The sequence below is a fragment of the Streptomyces ruber genome, from assembly GCF_014648075.1.
Classification (GTDB): Bacteria; Actinomycetota; Actinomycetes; order Streptomycetales; family Streptomycetaceae; genus Streptomyces; species Streptomyces ruber.
In genome coordinates, this window is the sequence record NZ_BMQK01000023.1 from 47,178 (window position 1) to 59,955 (window position 12,778).

The following is a 12,778-nucleotide window of genomic DNA, read 5'->3' on the forward strand; positions in this document are numbered from 1 at the left end:
TTCATGAGTGAGCGAGCTCTTCGCGGCACGCGCCTCGTGGTGACCAGCTACGAGACGGACCGCGGCATCGACCTGGCCCCGCGCCAGGCCGTGGAGTACGCATGCGAGAAGGGGCACCGCTTCGAGATGCCCTTCTCGGTCGAGGCGGAGATCCCGCCGGAGTGGGAGTGCAAGGTCTGCGGGGCCCCGGCGCTCCTGGTGGACGGCGACGGCCCCGAGGAGAAGAAGGCCAAGCCCGCGCGTACGCACTGGGACATGCTGATGGAGCGGCGCACGCGTGAGGAGCTCGAAGAGGTCCTCGAGGAGCGCCTGGCCGTCCTCCGCTCCGGTGCGATGAACATCGCGGTACATCCGCGGGACAGCCGCAAGTCCGCGTAACCCCGGTGGGGCCGGGCGGCCGACGAAAACGCGCAGCCGAGAACCGCGGGTGCCGTACGTGAGTGACGTACGGCACCCGCGGTCTTCGTGTGCCGGGCCCCGGGCCGTACGGAACGGACGGGCCGCCCTGCGCAACGAGAAGGGAGGCCGCCCCGGTCAGGGGCAGCCTCCCTCGCGCGACGGCGAACGGCTCAGCGGGTCAGCGGCGGACGCGGCTCCCGCGGGGCGCCGGCGTCACCGGCGTCGTCCCTGATGACCTCGCCCTGCACGACCTTGCCGTCCGGGCGGTGGATGCGGGCGTTCCGGAAGGCGCTGCCGAAGCCGCCGGAGGCCGCCTCACGGAGCTTGCGTTCGAAAGTGCGCTCGGCGTAGGCGCCGAGGGCCTTCTGGACCGGCGGGATCAGCAGCACCAGCCCCACCACGTCCGAGACCAGGCCCGGCAGCATCAGCAGCAGGCCGCCCAGCATCAGGAAGCCGTTGCCGTCGCTCCTGCCCGTGGCGGCCGCGCCGGACTGCTGCTGCTGCTGCAGTGTCTCGGTCAGGTTGCGGAAGGCGCGGCGCCCGGCCCGCTTGACCACCACGGAGCCGAGGGCGAACCCCGCGACCAGCAGCAGGAAGACGGCGAAGCCACTGGCCGCCCCCGCGACCAGCGAGAGCAGCCAGATCTCCAGCACCAGCCACGCGGCGATGCCCAGCGGCAGGAACGTCCGCAGCCGGGAGCGTCGCGGCCGTGCGGGGTACGTGGGAGTCGTAGCGCCTGTCGTCATGCTTCCAGTGTGCCCGGAGAGGGCTCAGCGCGACATAAGGGGCTGGTCAGGAACGTCCGCCCGGCTCGGGCTCCGTCGGCTTCGGGCGCTGCAGCGCCTTGCCGGCCTTGCCGACCCGCTCCCCCACTCCCCAGGCGGTGACCCGCCACAGGGCCTCCACCAGGATGTCGCGGCTCATCTTGGAGTCGCCCAGCTCCCGCTCGACGAAGGTGATGGGCACCTCGACGACGTGGTAGCCGCTCTTGACCGCCCGGCGGGCGAGGTCGACCTGGAAGCAGTAGCCCTGGGACGAGACCTCGTCGAGGCCGAGGCCCTGCAGGGTCTCGCGGCGGAAGGCGCGGAAACCGCCGGTGACGTCTCGGATCGGCACGTCGAGCAGGACACGCGAGTAGAGGCTGCCGCCGCGGGAGATGAACTCGCGGGACTTCGGCCAGTTCACCACCCGTCCGCCCGGCACCCAGCGGGAGCCGAGCACCAGGTCGGCGCCCTTCAGCGCGGTCAGCAGGCGGGGCAGCTCCTCGGGCTGGTGCGAGCCGTCGGCGTCCATCTCGATCAGGACCCCGTAGTCGTGCTCCATGCCCCAGCGGAAGCCCGCGAGGTAGGCGGCGCCGAGCCCCTCCTTGCCCTTGCGGTGCAGCACGTGGACGCGGCCGTCCTCGGCGGCCAGCTCGTCGGCGAGCTTGCCCGTGCCGTCGGGGCTGTTGTCGTCGGCCACCAGGACGTGCGCCTCGGGCACCGCCGCCCGTACCCGGCCGACGATCTTCTTGATGTTCTCCGCCTCGTTGTAGGTCGGGATGATCACCAAGGCCGTGCCGAGCGGGCCGAACCGCCTCCCCTGGGACTGTGCCTCCAGGGTCCCGTCGCCGTCGTTCACTGCTGCCCCTTCGAGTCCGTACGCAGAGGACCACCATAGTGGGCACGGCCTGCGTCGACGGCGCAGTGAGCGGGTACGGGGGTGTCGGCCCCGCGTGAGCGGGGCGGAAGCCCGTCCGGCGGGCGCACAATGCCCGGATTGCGGCGGTCCGGGGCCGGAAACCGACGCGCCGCGGCGCCTGACGGCCGTTCCTCAGCGGGCCGCGCCACCCGCGTCCGGCCGCAGGAACACCGTGCGGCCGCCCACGACCGTGCGCAGACACACCGGCAGGTCGCCGCCGGGGCTCAGGTCGGGCAGGCCCGGGGTGCCCGAGCGGGGGTCGGTCGACCAGCGGGCGACCCGGTCGTCGGGCGCCTGGACCACGAGCGCGTCGGTGCGCCACACGGCGTAGTCCGCGGGCGCGCCCGGCACGAGCACGCCCGCGTCGTCCCGGCCGACCGCCCGCCAGCCGCCCCGGGTGTGCGCGGTGAACGCGGCCCGCACGGACACCCGGTGCTCCGGGGTGCGGTGGAAGGCCGCCGCGCGGACCGTGCCCCACGGGTCCAGGGGGGTGACGGGGCTGTCCGAGCCGAACGCGAGGGGGACACCGGCCCGCAGCAGCGCCGCGTACGGGTTGAGCGTCCGGGCCCGGTCGGCGCCCAGCCGCCGGGCGTACATGCCGTCCTCGCCGCCCCACAGCGCGTCGAAGGCGGGCTGCACGGAGGCGATGAGACCGAGTTCCGCGAAGGCGGCGACGGTCTCGGGGGTGAGCATCTCGGCGTGTTCGACGCGGTGCCGGGCGGCGCGGACACGGGTCAGGCCGACCTTCTCCGCGGCCGCCCGCACGCCCTCCACGACGGTGGTCACGGCGGCGTCGCCGATGGCGTGGAAGCCCGCCTGGAGCCCCGCCTCGGTGCAGGCGACGACATGGCCGGCGACGGCCGCGGCGTCGAGGTGGGCGGTGCCGGTGTGGCCGGCGTCGGCGTACGCCTCGTGCAGGCACGCGGTGTGCGAGCCGAGGGCGCCGTCGACGAAGAGGTCGCCCGCGGCGCCGGCCGCGCCCAGCGCACGCGCCCTCGCGACGCCCTCGTCGCCCTGCTCGGCCCAGTACCCGACGACGCGGGGGCCGGGCTCCTCGGCGGCGAGCCGGAGCAGGGCGGTGAAGTCGTCCTCCGAGGAGATCTCCGGGCCGCCGCACTCGTGGACGGTGCCGATACCGAGGGACGCGGCGTGGGCGAGCGCGGCGCGCTGCGCCTCGGCGCGCTGGGCGGAGGTCACGGAGCCCAGCGCGACGGCCCGTACGGCGTGATGGTCGTCGCCGGTCAGCGGGGCGTCCGCGAGGCCGCCGCCGCCGGGGACCAGGCCGAGCAGCGCGCTGGTGACGACCGCCGAGTGCACGTCGATGCGGCTCAGGTAGAGCGGCCGGCCGCCGGTGGCCCGGTCGAGCTCGGCGCGCGTCGGGGGACGGCCGCCCGGCCAGCGGGAGGCGTCCCAGCCGTGGCCGAGCAGGACCCGGTCCGCCGGACGGGCCGCCGCGAACTCGCGGACGAGGTCGAGGGCGGCCTCCAGGGAGGGCGCGTCGGACAGGTCGAGACCGGTCAGCGCGAGACCGGTGGCCGTGGTGTGCACGTGCGCGTCGGTGAACGCCGGGGTGACCAGGGCGCCGTCCAGGTCGATCACCTCGTCGACGCCGTCCGCGAAGGCGTCGGCCGCGCCTTCGGAGCCGACCCAGGCCACCTGGCCGCGTTCCACCACCATGGCGGTGGCGAAGGGATCGGCGGGACTGTGTACTTCTCCACGGCGCAGCAGCACGGTGTCCGACGAGGCGGTGCTCTCACTCATGGACAACAGTCTCGCCCCTCGCGGTGCGCGCCCCGCGCGCGGGCCCCCGGCATCCGCCGGGGCGCGGGTGCTCAGATGCGCGGCGGCCTGGCCTCGTACGGCGTCGACAGCACCACCGTCGTGCGTGTCGACACGCCCGCCAGCGACCGCAGCCGGGCCAGGAGTTCCTCCAGCTCGTGCGGGGTGGCGACGCGGACCTTCAGGATGTAGTTCTCGTCGCCCGCGACGCTGTGGCACGCCTCGATCTCCGGTACGCCCGCCAGGCGTTCGGCGATGTCGTCGGGGGCGCTGGGGTCGAACGGTTTGACCGAGATGAACGCGGTCAGCGGCAGCCCGACGGCTTCTGGGTCGACGACCGCGGCGTACCCGCGGATGACGCCGCGCTGCTCCAGCCTGCGCACCCGCTGGTGCACGGCGGACGTGGACAGGCCCGTCGCCTTGCCCAGGTCGGTGTAGCTCATCCGCCCGTCCGCGACGAGCAGCTGCACGATCTGTCGGTCCAGCTCCTCCATGGCACAGGAACCTACAGGGCGGCTGATCTCCTCGGATACCCGGCGGCGCAGGTCATAGCCGGTTCGTGAGGTGCCCGCGCGCTGTCCGTGGGCCGTCCGGGTGGCACGGGGCCGTACCGGCCGCGCAGGACGCGGATACTCTCACATGTGACGAACGCCACAGTGCAGGAACAGGCTTCGTGATGTTCCCGTGATTACCGCGGGAAGCGGACGGGAAGTGGTTGCTGTGGTCGAGGCCGCAGCGCCTCACGGCCCAGCACTAGGGGGAGTAACCCATGCAGAACTCCAAGCGCGTCGGTCGCGGCGCGTCCAAGCGCACGCACTTCCTGATCGTCGACTCCGAGCCGGAGGGCGTCGAACCCGACGACGAGCCCGACGCCTACGACACCTTCGAGATGTACCGGGTGATCTGCCCGGACTGCGCGCAGCCCATCGCGCTCCTGGCGGACGAGGAGTACCTGCCGGAGCACGCGCTGTGCGCCTCGCCGTGGAACCCGTTCGGGCTCACGGTCTGCGCCGGTACGGGCCGCGCGGCGGCCGACGCACGGCCCGCGGACCGGTCCGCGGAAGTCCAGGAGCAGGACACCGCGCTCCTGCTGACGCTCCCCCAGGGACTCGACTGGCGCACGCAGCCCTTCTCCCACGTCGGCGGCCCGGGCTCGCGCCCGATGCGGATGCCGGCGCTGCGCCGGGCCGCCTGACGGCCACGCCCGCCGGGCCGAGCACGGCCTCCGCCCGGCCCGCCCCCCCTTCCGTGAACGCCCCGCGCCACGCAGCGAGCCCGCTGCGGTGCGGAACGGGTGCGTCCGGACGCCCGGGCCGACAGCACGTCGACCGGCCCGCCCCGCCCGACCGGACCCCCGTCCGGGTCCGGCCTGGACACAGGCTCGAATCCCGGTGCCGGTGACCGTGCCACCGGCGCACGCGTTGTCCCGGCATGACCCCCACCTCTTCCGTGACCGGGCGTCCGCTCCACATCACCGTCCCGGCCTCGTCCTCGGCACCCGTCGCGCGGCGGCGGGGCCGGCCCGTCCAGGACCCGCCCATCTACCGCGCCCTGATGCGCAGCTGGGCGGAGCGCGGCCGTACGCTGCCGGGGCACCACGACCCGGAGTGGGCCCGGCTCGCGACACCCCCGTACGACGCCGACACGCTCGCGGTGCACCCGGACCCGTTCGGCCCGGGTGTCCTCAGCGGGAGTCCTGTCCCACCAGGTGACGGGCGATGACCATGCGCTGGATCTGATTGGTGCCCTCGACGATCTGCAGCACCTTGGCCTCGCGCATGTACCGCTCGACCGGGAAGTCCGCCGTGTAGCCGTAACCGCCGAGGACCTGGACGGCGTCCGTGGTCACCTTCATCGCGGTGTCGGTGCAGTGCAGCTTCGCCATGGCGGCCTGCCGGGAGAACGGCAGGCCCGCGTCCCGCAGCCGCGCCGCCGCCAGGTACAGGGCCCGGCCCGCCTCGATCTGCGTCGCCATGTCGGCCAGCAGGAAGCGCAGCCCCTGGAAGTCGGAGATCGGCCGTCCGAACTGCTGCCGCCCGGTGGCGTACGCCACCGCTTCGTCGAGCGCCGCCTGCGCCACGCCGATCGCACAGGCCGCGATGCCGAGCCGCCCGGAGTCGAGCGCGGACAGGGCGATCGCGAAGCCCTGCCCCTCCTCGCCGATGCGCCGCTCGTCCGGGACCCGCACCCCGTCGAAGTGGACCTGCGCGGTGGGCGAGCCCTTCATCCCCATCTTCCTCTCGGGCGCCGCGGCGCTCAGCCCCGGGGCGTCCCCGGGCACCAGGAAGGCCGTGATGCCCCGGGGGCCCTCGACACCCGTGCGGGCCATGACCGTGTAGAAGTCGGCGATCCCGCCGTGGGTGATCCACGCCTTCGTCCCGGTCAGCACCCATTCCTCACCGTCGCGCACCGCTTTCGTGCGGAGCGACGCGGCGTCCGAGCCCGAGGTCGGCTCGGACAGGCAGTACGCGCCGAGCAGTCCGCCGCCGAGCATCGCGGGCAGGTGCTCGATCCGCTGCTGCTTGGTGCCGAAGGTGGCGAGCGCGTGGCAGGACAGGGAGTGCACGCTGACGCCGAGGCCGACGGTGAGACGGGCCGCGGCCAGCTCCTCCAGGACCTGCAGGTAGACCTCGTAGGGCTGGTCGCCGCCACCGTGCTCCACACCGTACGGGAGGCCGAGCAGCCCCGCCCGGGACAGGAGCGAGAAGAGTTCCCGGGGGAAGCGTCCGGCCTCCTCGGCCTCGGCCGCGTGCGGGGCGATCTCCCGCGCGGCGATGCCGCGGACGAGCGAGATCAGGTCCCGGGCCTCGTCCGAGGGCAGCTGCCGGTCCACCGGCGGTACGGTGCGGTCGGGCATGGCGACGCTCTCCTCCCTGTCGGGGCGGCCCCTGCGGACGCACCGGGTTGAGGGGCGTCGCCGGGTCTCACGGGCCACAGCCGACAACACCCTTCCGGGTCACGGAAGCTGCTGGTCAGCGGCCTTGGCGGTTGGAGTATGCCCGATCGCGGGCGGCGAGTCACCAGTTAACGACCGTTTATTGGGACACATCGCGGAAACGGTCGTCCGCCCGGTCGCGGAACGAACGCGAACCGGCAGCCGACCGGGCGCGAGGCGAGGGGGAGCGCGCTTCAGGAGTCGCGGCGCGGGCGTGGGCGGGGCGGGGCGGTCGATGCGGTCCGGGGTGGCGCCCTCGACGCCGCGCACACCCACCCGGGGAGGCCCGTGCGCGGCAGGGCCGCGATGTCGCGCCGGCCGTACGCCCCCTCGGCCGGCACCTCCTGCGACGCCCTGTCAGCTTCCGCCCTGTCAGCTTCCGCCCGGTCGCGGTCGGTCCGGCGGGGCGGGCACGGCCGCCGCTCGGGTCAGAGCAGGCCGAGCCGGGTGACCAGCATCGCCAGGACCACGACGAGGATCCAGCCCAGGACGTGCTCGAGGAGGGCGGGACCGTCGTCCTCGGGGCCGCCGGTACGGGCTCGGGTGGTGGTCGCGGATGTCGCGGTCATGGCTTCTCACGGGTGTCGTCGTCGGGTGCTGCACTCCCCCGCCTGCCCGTCCACCTTGCCACCGGACGGGGCCTGTGCCGTCGAGACGTCGGTCACACGGGTGCGGCCCCCGGGCGCCCGGGGGCCGCACCGGTCCGTCCCGGACGGCGGCGTCAGGACACCACGCCCACCGCCGCCAGCGCCCTGCGCTGCTGGGCGGTCGGACGCGCCGGGAAGTACAGGTAGCAGATCCCGCCCGTGCCGGAGACGACGCTTCCGGCGGCGTTGTACCGCTTGGTCCGCAGCCAGATGGTCTCGAACTCGTGCCGCCGGTACACACGGCGCACGGCCGCGTTGTCCGGCGACGCGGGGTCGTTGGCGATCACGTCGCCCCGCGCCGTGAACCCGATCACGGTCATCAGGTGACCGGCCGTGCCGTAACCCGCGCCGGTCAGCTCCGAGGCGAGGAACGACACCGAGGTGATCACCGGGATGCCGCCCGCGATCAGCGTCTCCACCTCGCCGAGCGAGCCGAGCCGGGTCACCACCGCCCGGAGGTCGTCGTACGTGGCGGCGTACGCGGCGTTGAAGGACCAGTTGCCGCAGCCGCCGTACTGGTAGTCGTACGTGAACCGGGCCGCGTGGCACACCTGCGGGTCCGAGTAGCCGGGCTTGACCCAGGCGAGGTCCTCCTTGCTCGGGCGCCGCCCCCAGTACTCGATGATCATCTGTGAGGAGGTGGGGCTGCACCAGGCCTCGCCGCCGTTGTCGTACTCGGGGTAGCGGCCCTTGTGGACCTCCTGCGAGTAGCGCGGGACCTTCAGCTCCGCGGCGAGCCGGGGGGTGGAGGCCGGGACGGTGAAGCGGTCCGGGACGGCGGAGCCCATCGCGCCGAGCCGCCACACCCTGGGCGTGCTCGCGCTGCCCGGCCTGCGGTGGAGGGTCAGCCGCAGCCGGTACGCGGCGAGCCGCAGCCCGGAGGCCGGGTCGTCGATCGCGAAGGTGTCCGTCCAGACGCTGCTCCTGCCGTCGCCCTGGCCGTCGACGGAGGTGCGCCGGATGTCCCGGTCGCCGGCCGCCCAGCGCCCCATCACGTACCAGGGCGTCTCCCTCCCGTCGGAGTACGTGCCCCGCAGCTCGACCTGGATCCAGGTGCCGGCCGGGGTGTCCGCGTTCCAGGAGGTGACGGCCTCGGTGGCGGGCACGGTGAGCTCGTGGGCGGGGGACGTCCAGGTGGCGTACTCCCAGGCGGAGGTGGTGCCGGTGTGCGGGTCGGTGTAGTCGGTGGTGCCGGCCGGCCGGTCGAACACCAGGCCGGGACGCGCGCCCGCCTCGGCACGCGTCCCCACCGCGCTGCCGCCGCGCCAGTCGGCGTACGAGGTCCAGGCGTGGTTGTCCACGGCGGTGCCGCCGCTCCTGCCGCCGAGGACGGCGGAGACGGCGGGGGAGGTCCCCGTGGGGCGGCCGGCGGCTACGGCGGGTCCCGCGGCTCCCGCCGCGGCGGCGGCGACGGCCGCCGCAAGAACGGTTCTGCGGGACAGCTGAGAAGCGTTGCTCATGGGCGGGTTACCCCCAGGGTTGCGGAAGGCGCGGCTCAGACGACGGCTGTGGGCCAACTATGGACGGCGGAGCCCGACTTCTGCCAGCACCCCGCGCACGGCCGCGTCCACCAATATTGGTCGAGACCACTTCGGGCGGGGCGGTGGTGACGCGCGTGGCCGCAGTAGAGTCGGTGACCGCACCGACCTTCGCAGCATTACGGGGACCGCCATCCATCAGCTCGCCAGCCGCCTGCGTCACCTGCCGCCCTCCTGCGGGACGGTCCGTCTGATCGGTGTCGACGGGCACGCGGGCTCCGGGAAGACCACCTTCGCCGGGCGGCTGTCCGGCGCACTGGGCGGCGCGCCCGTCCTCCACCTCGACGACATCGCCACCCACGAGGAGCTCTTCGACTGGACCGGGCGGCTGCTGGAGCAGGTGATCGAGCCGCTCGCCCGCGGCGGGATCGCGCGCTATCTCCCGTACGACTGGCACGCGCGCCGTTCCGGGCCCGCCCGGACGCTGCCCCCGGCGCCCGTGGTGCTCGTCGAGGGGGTCGGCGCCGGCCGCCGGGCGCTGCGGCCCCATCTCGCGCGGCTGCTGTGGATGGAGCTGCCGCCGGACGACGCCTGGGCGCGCGGGCGGTCGCGGGACGGGGAGGCCCAGCGGGACTTCTGGAGGGGATGGGTCGCCGCCGAGCGCCGGCACTTCGCGGAGGATCCCTCCCGGCCGTTCGCCGATCTTCTGGTGCGGCAGTTTCTTGAGGGCTACGAGGTGCTGCCGGGCCCTAGTGGGGCCTGCGATACCCCCCTCATCCTCACACACGGTGACGGTCCGCCCCCGGTGTGCTGAACTCGTGAAGACCCTTGCGCCTGAACTTTCTTCAGTGCTCCGACTCGGCTTGACCGGGGGGCCGTACAGGACTTACGTTCTCAATGTGCGGCCTTTCATGGCCGCCATGGACGCGAAGCCCCCGGTTGTTCCCCCGTGATCGGGGGCTTCGTTCTGCCCACGATCCCCCCTCGGCGACGTCTCCGAGGCGCGATCCGTTCACCCTGGGTCACCGAGTGCGGTGCGCCCCGTCCGCTCCCACCTCGCAAGACGGGGCGTGCGGCACCCTTCGGCGGGCCACTCCCCCGCAGGTACGATGCCTTCGGTGCGACCTTCGGACGGCTGCTTCAGCGCACCGTGACAACTCCCGTCCGCAGCACAGCGGTTCGACGAGGGCTGCCGACGGCACTGCTCGGTGGCAGCCGATGGCATACCGACGGGGGCACGGTTTGTGGGGGACGTGATGGACTTCGGCACGCGGGGCCCCGAGGCTCCCGCCGACCTCGCCTGGGTGCGAGGCGTGGACGCCTACACCATGGGGGCCTACCCGCAGGCGGAGGAGGAGTTCCGCACCGCGGTGCGGATGGATCCCGGGATGGCCGACGGCTGGCTCGGGCTGCACGCGCTGCGGGTGGACACGACCACCGCGCTGCTCAGGATGTTCCGGCACCGGGAGCGCTTCGGCGAGCAGCGGGCCCGGCACCGGCGCACCCTCAACTCCTGGTACTGGCTGGGCTGGTGGGTGCAGCCGGTGCTGGAGAGCCCCCGCGACCTGCTGCTGGCGCACGCCTCGCACTGGCTGGACGGCCGGCACGTCCCCGAACTGGACCGGGCACTCGCGGGACTGCCCCCCGTCGACGCCGACCCCCAGGTCCGGTTCCTGCACGCCTGCCGCGCCTATCTCGTCAAGGACTGGGAGCAACTGGTCCGGCACACGGACCCGCTGATCGACGACCCGATGCTGGGCATCGAGGCGGGCCTGTTCGGCGGCATGGCCCGGGTCCGGCTGGAGATGTACGGACAGGCGGAGCCGCTGCTGTCGACCGCGCTGATGCGCTGCCGCAGCGAGCAGCCGCAGCGCAAGGAGCTGCGGTACTGGCTGGCACGGGCCCACGAGGGCACCGGACGGTCCGCGGCGGCGCTGCCCCTGTACCGGGCCGTGCACCGGGTGGACCCGGCCTTCATGGACACCTCCGCCCGGCTCGCGGCGATCGCCGAGGGGGACGGGCTCGACGACGCGGGCGACCTCGCGGCACTGGCGCTGGGCGGGGGCGGACCGGACCTCCTGGACGGACCGGACGGCGTCGACCCGATCTTCGGCATCGAGGAACGGGACCTGAAGATCGAACCCGACCTCCCCCCGCCGGGCGGACTGCCGCCGGAGACGACCGACACCGTGGTGCGCGAGAAGGCCGCCGTGACGCCGGTCCAGCCGCTGCCCACCGGGCCCACCGATCCCGTCCTGCTGGAGGAGGCGCTCGCGCAGCTGGAGCGCATGGTGGGCCTGGAGCCGGTCAAGCGCCAGGTCAAGGCGCTCTCGGCGCAGCTCAACATGGCGCGGCTGCGGGCGGGGCAGGGGCTGCCCGTGCAACCGCCCAAGCGGCACTTCGTCTTCTCGGGTCCCTCCGGCACCGGCAAGACGACGGTCGCCCGGATCCTCGGCCGCGTCTTCTACGCGCTGGGGCTGCTGGGCGGCGACCATCTGGTGGAGGCGCAGCGCGCCGACCTGGTGGGCGAGTACCTCGGGCAGACGGCGGTGAAGGCCAACGAGCTGATCGACTCGGCGATCGGCGGCGTCCTGTTCGTGGACGAGGCGTACTCGCTGTCCAACTCCGGGTACGGCAAGGGCGACGCGTACGGCGACGAGGCCCTGCAGGTGCTGCTGAAGCGCGCGGAGGACAACCGCGACCACCTCGTCGTCATCCTGGCGGGCTATCCGGAGGGCATGGACCGGCTGCTCGCCGCCAACCCCGGACTGTCCTCCCGCTTCACCACCCGCGTCGACTTCCCCTCGTACCGGCCCCTCGAACTCACCTCCATCGGCGAGGTGCTGGCCGCGGAGAACGGGGACGTCTGGGACGAGGAGGCGCTGGACGAGCTGCGCTCCATCAGCGGCCACGTCGTGGAACAGGGCTGGATCGACGAGCTCGGCAACGGGCGGTTCCTGCGGACCCTGTACGAGAAGAGCTGTGCGTACCGGGACCTGCGGCTGTCGGGTTATCCGTCCGTGCCGACGAGGGACGACCTGTCGACCCTGCGGCTGCCGGACCTGATGCAGGCGTACGGGGAGGTCCTGTCCGGACGGGCACCGCAGGGTCCGTCGGCCATGTGAGCCGGCGGGCCGGATGAGCCGGCCGGGCGGGACGGCGCCGCGCGGCACCGCGCCCGGGCAGCCCGCCACGGCCGTCCCCTCGGCAGCGGGACGCACTGCGGGCCGGCCACGCACGAGCGAGGTGAGGGCGATGCCGAGCCGGGTGCCGGGGAGCTGGAAGGAGAGCCCTTGCGGGCGCCCGCCACCTCGCGGCCCCGGCGGCGGCGCACGGGAACGCCTCCGTCACCGCACTGTTCCGGACGGCGGTCCGTACGGCAGGGTCACCTGCGGTTCCCCGTCACCCTTCGCGCGGCTCCCGGTGGGTGGCACCGTGCGCCTCGGCGAGCGCCCGCAGCGCCCGCGCGTCCTCGATCGCGTGCTGCCTGGAGATGCCCGGCTGGATGCCGAGCACGGGCAGGCTGGTGCCGTCGCTGAGGTCGAGGAAGACCCAGGGGTCGCCGGAACGGAGGTTGACCCGGAGGATCTCCGCCCAATCCAGGCGCCTTCTGCCCGCGATGTTCACGACGGTGACCCCGGACTCGTCGGCGACGACCCTGGGCCGGGCGAGCAGGAACAGCACGCCGCCGAGCAGCGCCCCGGTGAAGACGAAGCTGAGCCGCTCCCCCGGGCCGAGGTGCTTCAGGAGCAGCCCGACCACCGTGATCACCACGAAGATCGCGACGCCCGCGGTGAGCAGGACGGCCCGGGTGCGGCCCGGCCGGAACGTGACGGGAAGAGCGGGCAGATCCGACATCG

Annotated in this window: 13 protein-coding genes; 5 read left to right on the forward strand and 8 right to left on the reverse strand. The window is 73.8% G+C overall.

Features of this window, described 5'->3' with window-relative positions; genetic code table 11:
- Nucleotides 1–3: 3 nt before the first annotated feature.
- Nucleotides 4–378, forward strand: coding sequence for an RNA polymerase-binding protein RbpA (locus IEZ04_RS31270; RefSeq protein WP_009187548.1), 375 nt, complete (start codon nucleotides 4–6; stop codon nucleotides 376–378).
- 191 nt (nucleotides 379–569) lie between these two features.
- Here IEZ04_RS31270 and fxsA read toward each other — a convergent pair whose 3' ends face one another.
- The 4 genes from fxsA to IEZ04_RS31290 all read right to left on the reverse strand — a co-directional run bounded on the left by fxsA (nucleotide 570) and on the right by IEZ04_RS31290 (nucleotide 4,352).
- Nucleotides 570–1,145, reverse strand: coding sequence for an FxsA family membrane protein (fxsA, locus tag IEZ04_RS31275; RefSeq protein WP_189220356.1), 576 nt, complete (start codon nucleotides 1,143–1,145; stop codon nucleotides 570–572).
- Between the two features lie 46 nt (nucleotides 1,146–1,191).
- Nucleotides 1,192–2,019: a polyprenol monophosphomannose synthase gene (locus IEZ04_RS31280; RefSeq protein WP_189220357.1), complete on the reverse strand. Its 828-nt coding sequence runs from the start codon at nucleotides 2,017–2,019 to the stop codon at nucleotides 1,192–1,194.
- Nucleotides 2,020–2,211: 192 nt separating this feature from the next.
- Nucleotides 2,212–3,840 carry an amidohydrolase gene (locus IEZ04_RS31285; protein ID WP_189220358.1) on the reverse strand — a complete coding sequence of 543 codons (1,629 nt, stop codon included), beginning with the start codon at nucleotides 3,838–3,840 and terminating at the stop codon, nucleotides 2,212–2,214.
- Between the two features lie 71 nt (nucleotides 3,841–3,911).
- On the reverse strand, nucleotides 3,912–4,352 hold the full coding sequence (locus tag IEZ04_RS31290) for an Lrp/AsnC family transcriptional regulator (protein ID WP_005485572.1): 441 nt from the start codon (nucleotides 4,350–4,352) through the stop codon (nucleotides 3,912–3,914).
- 275 nt (nucleotides 4,353–4,627) lie between these two features.
- On the opposite strand from IEZ04_RS31290, the gene IEZ04_RS31295 reads away from it, so the two are divergent.
- Together IEZ04_RS31295 and IEZ04_RS31300 are read left to right on the forward strand one after the other, a co-directional pair.
- Nucleotides 4,628–5,053: a hypothetical protein gene (locus IEZ04_RS31295; RefSeq protein WP_189220359.1), complete on the forward strand. Its 426-nt coding sequence runs from the start codon at nucleotides 4,628–4,630 to the stop codon at nucleotides 5,051–5,053.
- A gap of 236 nt (nucleotides 5,054–5,289) precedes the next feature.
- Complete coding sequence (locus IEZ04_RS31300; protein ID WP_189220406.1) at nucleotides 5,290–5,580, forward strand: hypothetical protein; 291 nt, start codon at nucleotides 5,290–5,292, stop codon at nucleotides 5,578–5,580.
- On the opposite strand, the gene IEZ04_RS31305 is transcribed toward IEZ04_RS31300, so the two are convergent.
- The 3 genes from IEZ04_RS31305 to IEZ04_RS31315 all read right to left on the reverse strand — a co-directional run bounded on the left by IEZ04_RS31305 (nucleotide 5,543) and on the right by IEZ04_RS31315 (nucleotide 8,900).
- Nucleotides 5,543–6,715: an acyl-CoA dehydrogenase family protein gene (locus IEZ04_RS31305; protein ID WP_189220360.1), complete on the reverse strand. Its 1,173-nt coding sequence runs from the start codon at nucleotides 6,713–6,715 to the stop codon at nucleotides 5,543–5,545. The two genes, IEZ04_RS31300 and IEZ04_RS31305, sit on opposite strands and share 38 nt — an antisense overlap.
- Nucleotides 6,716–7,221: 506 nt before the next feature.
- Nucleotides 7,222–7,362, reverse strand: coding sequence for an SCO1431 family membrane protein (locus IEZ04_RS31310; RefSeq protein WP_189220361.1), 141 nt, complete (start codon nucleotides 7,360–7,362; stop codon nucleotides 7,222–7,224).
- Nucleotides 7,363–7,514: 152 nt separating this feature from the next.
- Complete coding sequence (locus IEZ04_RS31315; RefSeq protein ID WP_189220362.1) at nucleotides 7,515–8,900, reverse strand: C39 family peptidase; 1,386 nt, start codon at nucleotides 8,898–8,900, stop codon at nucleotides 7,515–7,517.
- 196 nt (nucleotides 8,901–9,096) lie between these two features.
- Between IEZ04_RS31315 and IEZ04_RS31320 the strand changes: the two genes are divergently transcribed.
- On the forward strand, nucleotides 9,097–9,732 hold the full coding sequence (locus IEZ04_RS31320; protein WP_373296389.1) for a uridine kinase family protein: 636 nt from the start codon (nucleotides 9,097–9,099) through the stop codon (nucleotides 9,730–9,732).
- A 442-nt stretch (nucleotides 9,733–10,174) separates the two neighbouring features.
- Nucleotides 10,175–12,043, forward strand: coding sequence for an AAA family ATPase (locus IEZ04_RS31325; RefSeq protein WP_189220363.1), 1,869 nt, complete (start codon nucleotides 10,175–10,177; stop codon nucleotides 12,041–12,043).
- Between the two features lie 277 nt (nucleotides 12,044–12,320).
- Here IEZ04_RS31325 and IEZ04_RS31330 read toward each other — a convergent pair whose 3' ends face one another.
- Nucleotides 12,321–12,776 carry a PH domain-containing protein gene (locus tag IEZ04_RS31330; RefSeq protein ID WP_189220364.1) on the reverse strand — a complete coding sequence of 152 codons (456 nt, stop codon included), beginning with the start codon at nucleotides 12,774–12,776 and terminating at the stop codon, nucleotides 12,321–12,323.
- Nucleotides 12,777–12,778 lie beyond the last annotated feature (2 nt).